The organism is Mesorhizobium sp. A623, assembly GCF_054489405.1.
The window spans coordinates 1-1,422 of record NZ_JBTMXB010000108.1 but is presented as its reverse complement, the minus strand read 5'-3'; the positions used below and the strand labels follow the sequence as shown (position 1 = coordinate 1,422).

Annotated in this window: 3 protein-coding genes; 2 read left to right on the top strand and 1 reads right to left on the bottom strand. The window is 57.6% G+C overall.

The genetic code is table 11. The annotated features are described in order from the left end of the window. Positions 1-84 precede the first annotated feature (84 nt). Positions 85-480, bottom strand: coding sequence for a hypothetical protein (locus ACX3P1_RS28070; RefSeq protein WP_459083073.1), 396 nt, complete (start codon positions 478-480; stop codon positions 85-87). A 77-nt stretch (positions 481-557) separates the two neighbouring features. Here ACX3P1_RS28070 and ACX3P1_RS28065 point away from each other — a divergent pair, with 77 nt between their 5' ends. Together ACX3P1_RS28065 and ACX3P1_RS28060 are read left to right on the top strand one after the other, a co-directional pair. Further along, the gene (locus tag ACX3P1_RS28065; RefSeq protein ID WP_459083071.1) at positions 558-1,142 is read left to right on the top strand and encodes a hypothetical protein; all 585 of its coding nucleotides are present in this window, start codon (positions 558-560) and stop codon (positions 1,140-1,142) included. Beyond that, positions 1,139-1,422 (top strand): head-tail connector protein (locus ACX3P1_RS28060; protein ID WP_459083069.1); only part of this gene is annotated, 284 nt, incomplete at its 3' end. The genes ACX3P1_RS28065 and ACX3P1_RS28060, both read left to right, overlap by 4 nt.

The window sequence follows — 1,422 nt, the reverse complement described above, 5'->3', positions numbered from 1 at the left end:
GAACCGGGCTAACTGGCAACCCCTTTGCACCCGGTGTCATTCCAGCGTGAAGCAACGGCAGGAGCGCAGCCAATGACTGCGTTTCTACTTAAGCCCCCTCTCTCGCAAAGTGCGAGAAAGTGCTTCCTCAGCGTCAAATTCAAGATCGGTGGCGGCTTTAGACGGCTTCACTCCGGTCCTCCGGTAGTCGCTTTCGGCCTCCTTTCGGATTTTTTCGGCCTTTTGAAACCCAATCTCGCCGGCAGCAATTTGAGGATGGAAAAGCAGGGCTTGCCGGATACGACCACCCGCGCCCGCAACTACTCCACCCACCACGAGCGTGCCACCGGTCATTATCAGGCCACTGGCAATCCAGAGGGTATGGAAGTTGACGATACCTCTTGGCTCGAATTGGAAGCCAGATGCGCCGCCACCTACGAGCATGAGCCAGCCGATAGCCATCACGATGAAGCCGAGAATTGCGGCTGGATGCGAAAACATAAGCTCCCCCTAAAGAATCAAACCCGGTTCATTGGTGGCTGTTCTGCTTTGGCAATACAAGCGCGGAAAGCATTCCAATGACGCCCGCCGAACGTGCCCGCCATATCGAACAGCAGGAATTCGAGGCCGAACGCAAAGCTATTCGCCTTCGCGCGCAACGCTATGCGGCCCAGCGCCGGCGAAAAGAACGTGCTCGCATTGATGCTTGGATCGGAAGGCCAGCACCGGAAGGCGCAGGCCCAAAGCCGCGCAAACCCAAACCGGCTAAGCTCTACACGTATGATGGACAGACTAAGACCCTAAGCGAGTGGGTAATCAGCACTGGTGTATCCGCTCAGACGCTCAGGCGTCGTCTGCGTTCCGGCATGCCAATAGAACAGGCGATAGCCGAGCAACCCCGCCAAACCTCACAGTTGCGCACTGTTAACAGCGAGTCGAGGACCCTTCAGCAATGGGCCGATTATATCGGCATCACCTATTGGGCTCTACTTGCCCGTATGCGCACCCGCTCGCTTGCCGAAGCACTCGCCATGCCAAAGGGCGCTGGCCGATGGCAGCGGGGGGTGTCTTCCAATTTAGAGGCGTTTGAGGGGACCGGCGCGGGGAGCACCGCACAAGAGATTCCCGAAATAGATTTTTCCAACAAGGCAGAAAACGCATGAGCACCGTCACCGCATCGCTCGCCAAGCAGCACATGAATATCGATGGCACGGCCGACGATGAGCTTATCGAACTCTATGTCGACGCGGCCGACGCCTACCTTTCGAATTACATCGGCAAGCCGCTCGCCGATTTCGATCCGGTTCCCGGCGACATGAAGCTCGCCGTCCTGAAGCTTGTCGCCTTCTATTATGAGCAGCGCGAGGCCGTTGGCTTCGGCGTTTCCATGCAGATCGCACCCTACGGCGTGACCAGCATTGCCGATTCATACCGCGAACGATG